The 3,689-nt window shown below is 68.3% G+C and carries 5 protein-coding genes; 3 read left to right on the forward strand and 2 right to left on the reverse strand.

The window, feature by feature from the left end:
- Both A9X03_RS19670 and A9X03_RS19675 read right to left on the reverse strand, forming a co-directional pair.
- Positions 1 to 123: SRPBCC domain-containing protein (locus A9X03_RS19670; protein WP_369831395.1), on the reverse strand; the 123-nt coding region annotated here is incomplete at its 3' end.
- A 3-nt stretch (positions 124 to 126) separates the two neighbouring features.
- Positions 127 to 468, reverse strand: a complete 342-nt coding sequence (locus tag A9X03_RS19675; RefSeq protein WP_068262535.1) for a helix-turn-helix transcriptional regulator — start codon at positions 466 to 468, stop codon at positions 127 to 129.
- A 171-nt stretch (positions 469 to 639) separates the two neighbouring features.
- On the opposite strand from A9X03_RS19675, the gene rpsO reads away from it, so the two are divergent.
- From rpsO to A9X03_RS19690, 3 genes are all read left to right on the forward strand, one after another.
- Positions 640 to 909 carry a 30S ribosomal protein S15 gene (gene rpsO, locus A9X03_RS19680; RefSeq protein WP_003878661.1) on the forward strand — a complete coding sequence of 90 codons (270 nt, stop codon included), beginning with the start codon at positions 640 to 642 and terminating at the stop codon, positions 907 to 909.
- Between the two features lie 306 nt (positions 910 to 1,215).
- Positions 1,216 to 3,483: a polyribonucleotide nucleotidyltransferase gene (locus A9X03_RS19685; RefSeq protein WP_197504940.1), complete on the forward strand. Its 2,268-nt coding sequence runs from the start codon at positions 1,216 to 1,218 to the stop codon at positions 3,481 to 3,483.
- A partial coding sequence (locus A9X03_RS19690) for an insulinase family protein (protein ID WP_197696107.1) occupies positions 3,461 to 3,689 on the forward strand: 229 nt, incomplete at its 3' end. The genes A9X03_RS19685 and A9X03_RS19690, both read left to right, overlap by 23 nt.

Genomic DNA, 3,689 nt, shown 5'->3' on the forward strand with positions numbered 1-3,689 from the left:
CACCCTCTCCAGCTGACGAGGGTCGGCGTAGACCTGCCAGATTCGGGCCAGCGGAGCGGCGAAGTCCGCGGTGATGGTCAGCGTCAGGTTCTCGGGGTCGTGCCGGACGTCGGTCACGGGCATGGTTCAGTCCTCCTGGGTTGGGTCGGATGCGATGAGGTCGTCGACGCGTGCGATGCGATCGCGCCAGAGGAGCTCCAATTCGGTGAGCATGGCGGCCACCGATCGCACGGCCGTCACGTCGCCGCTGGCCAGCTGCTCGCGACCGCTTCGTCGTTTGGTGATCAGGCCGGCCTTTTCCAGCACGACGACATGCTTTTGCACCGCCGCGAAACTCATGTCGTACTTGCGTGCCAGCGCGGAAACCGAGTGTTCCCCGGCCAGCGTTCGGCGCATGATGTCGCGCCGGGTTCGGTCGGCGAGCGCGTGGAACAGGGCGTCCACCCGGTCCTCCTGGTCTACGGTCACGCGTCCAACCTACAACCAAATGGTTGTAGGTTGTCAAGAGCGCGGCGCTGGCCTGCGATTTCTGCGCACGTCACCGCCGCTGATAGACTCGCCAGCCGATACGGCGTGTGCTGCAGTCCGCGGCGGCCACGCACCAGAGTTTTCGCGGCACCGATTGATGGAGATGTTTTCGTGGCGCTGACCGCCGAGCAAAAAAAGGAAATCCTGGGCACCTACGGCCTGCACGACACCGACACCGGTTCCCCGGAGGCGCAGGTCGCGCTGCTGACCAAGCGGATCGCCGACCTGACCGAGCACCTGAAGGTGCACAAGCACGACCACCACTCGCGGCGGGGCCTGTTGCTGCTGGTCGGGCGCCGGCGCCGGCTGCTCAAGTACGTAGCCCAGATCGACGTCGAGCGGTACCGCTCGCTGGTCGAGCGCCTGGGCCTGCGCCGCTGACCCGGGTCTACTGAGCGCTACGCCCGCCCGTGTAGAGTGGGAGCGTTCTGGGCCGGTTCGGCCCGAACGAACGGTGCGGCCACGCAGATCCGCGTGTGCCGTTCCAGCGTGTCATGACGGGAGCAGCCCAGTCTGTATCGGGCGGTCTTCGGTAGTGGCAGCCGGGCTCCCCGGATCTGGGGCAGGTCGGCCGCTTCGATCGATGGCCGTAGCCGCATCCAGACTTTTTCCTCTCGTAGGAAGCTCTCGGGTTCAAGCGTGACGACGCGAAAAAGCTGAATACCCAGAGAGGCCGTACGGACACCCATGTCTGTCGCTGAAATTGAAGAAGGCGTGTTCGAGTCAACCGCCGTTATCGACAACGGGAGCTTCGGCACCCGCACCATCCGTTTCGAGACCGGCCGGCTCGCCCAGCAGGCCGCCGGCGCCGTCGTCGCCTACCTCGACGACGAGAACATGCTGTTGTCGGCGACCACCGCCAGCAAGAGCCCCAAGGAGCACTTCGACTTCTTCCCGCTGACCGTGGACGTCGAGGAGCGGATGTATGCCGCCGGCCGCATCCCCGGTTCGTTCTTCCGTCGCGAGGGCCGGCCCTCGACCGACGCGATCCTGACCTGCCGGCTCATCGACCGGCCGCTGCGCCCGTCCTTCGTCTCCGGGCTGCGCAACGAGATCCAGGTCGTGGTCACGATCCTGAGCCTGGACCCCAACGACCTCTACGACGTCGTGGCGATCAACGCCGCGTCGGCGTCCACCCAGCTGGCCGGGCTGCCGTTCTCCGGCCCCGTCGGGGGCGTGCGGGTGGCGCTCATCGACGGCACCTGGGTCGCCTTCCCGACCGTCGAGCAGCTCGAGCGGGCCGTGTTCGACATGGTGGTCGCCGGCCGCATCGTCGGCGACGGTGACGCTAAAGACGTGGCGATCATGATGGTCGAGGCGGAGGCCACCGAGAAGGTCATCGAGCTCGTCGAGGGCGGCGCGCAGGCGCCGACCGAGACCGTGGTGGCCGAAGGCCTGGAGGCGGCCAAGCCGTTCATCGCGGCGCTGTGCACCGCGCAAGAGGAGCTGGCCCAAGCGGCCGCCAAGCCTACCGGCGAGTACCCCGTGTTCCCCGACTACGGCGACGACGTCTACTACTCGGTGGCCTCGGTGGCCACCGACGAGCTGGCCAAGGCGCTGACCATCGGCGGCAAGGCCGAGCGCGATCAGCGCACCGACGAGATCAAGGCCGAGGTGCAGCAGCGCCTCGCCGAGACCTATGAGGGCCGGGAGAAGGAGGTCAGCGCGGCGTTCCGCTCGCTGACCAAGAAGCTGGTCCGCCAGCGCATCCTGACCGACCACTTCCGCATCGACGGCCGCGGCATCACCGACATCCGCGCGCTGTCGGCCGAGGTCGCCGTGGTGCCGCGGGCGCACGGCAGCGCGCTGTTCGAGCGCGGCGAGACGCAGATCCTGGGCGTGACCACGCTGGACATGGTGAAGATGGCCCAGCAGATCGACTCGCTGGGGCCGGAGACCTCGAAGCGCTACATGCACCACTACAACTTCCCGCCGTTCTCCACCGGTGAGACCGGCCGTGTCGGTTCGCCCAAGCGGCGCGAGATCGGGCACGGCGCCCTGGCCGAGCGGGCCCTGATCCCGGTGCTACCGAGCGTCGAGGAATTCCCGTACGCCATCCGGCAGGTGTCCGAAGCGCTGGGGTCCAACGGCTCGACGTCGATGGGATCCGTGTGCGCCTCCACGCTGGCGTTGCTCAACGCCGGCGTGCCGCTCAAGGCGCCGGTCGCCGGCATCGCCATGGGCCTGGTCTCCGACGACGTCGAGGTGGACGGCAAGACCGAGCGCCGCTTCGTCACCCTGACCGACATCCTGGGCGCCGAGGACGCGTTCGGCGACATGGACTTCAAGTGCGCCGGCACCAAGGACTACGTCACCGCGCTGCAGCTGGACACCAAGCTCGACGGCATCCCGTCGCAGGTGCTCGCGGGCGCTCTGGCGCAGGCCAAGGACGCGCGCCTGACGATTCTCGAGGTGATGGCCGAGGCGATCGACGGGCCCGACGAGATGAGCCCCTACGCGCCGCGGGTCACCACGATCAAGGTCCCGGTGGACAAGATCGGTGAGGTGATCGGGCCCAAGGGCAAGGTCATCAACGCCATCACCGAGGAGACCGGCGCGCAGATCTCCATCGAGGACGACGGCACCGTGTTCGTGGGCGCCACCGACGGGCCCTCGGCGCAGGCCGCGATCGACCGGATCAACGCGATCGCCAACCCGCAGCTGCCGACCGTCGGCGAGCGGTTCCTCGGAACCGTCGTCAAGACAACCGATTTCGGTGCCTTCGTGTCGCTGCTTCCCGGGCGCGACGGGCTGGTGCACATCTCCAAGCTCGGCAAGGGCAAGCGCATCGCGAAGGTCGAGGACGTCGTGAACGTCGGAGACAAGTTGCGGGTCGAGATCGCCGACATCGACAAGCGCGGCAAGATCTCTCTGGTCCTGGTGGAGGAAGACAGCTCGGCCCCGGCCGACGCCCCGGCGGCCGCACCTGCCGATGCCGCGACCGCGAGCAGCTGACCGCGCCGCGGCCCTGCGCCGCGGCAAGCACACCTTGGAGGTCGAACCCTCGACCGCGCTGCGTCGCAGCACGCTTCCGGGTGGTCTGCGCGTCGTCACCGAGTACCTCCCGGCGGTGCGTTCGGCCTCCGTCGGGGTCTGGGTCGGCGTGGGATCGCGGGACGAGGGTGCCACCGTGGCGGGAGCGGCGCACTTCCTCGAGCACC

The sequence above is a fragment of the Mycobacterium sp. E1715 genome, assembly GCF_001667625.1.
In the GTDB taxonomy this organism is placed as follows: domain Bacteria; phylum Actinomycetota; class Actinomycetes; order Mycobacteriales; family Mycobacteriaceae; genus Mycobacterium.

Excerpts from the sequence above, each read along its gene's own strand:
- A9X03_RS19685 (WP_197504940.1), top strand. The coding sequence starts at position 1,216 with ATGTCTGTCGCTGAAATTGAAGAAGGCGTGTTCGAGTCAACCGCCGTT.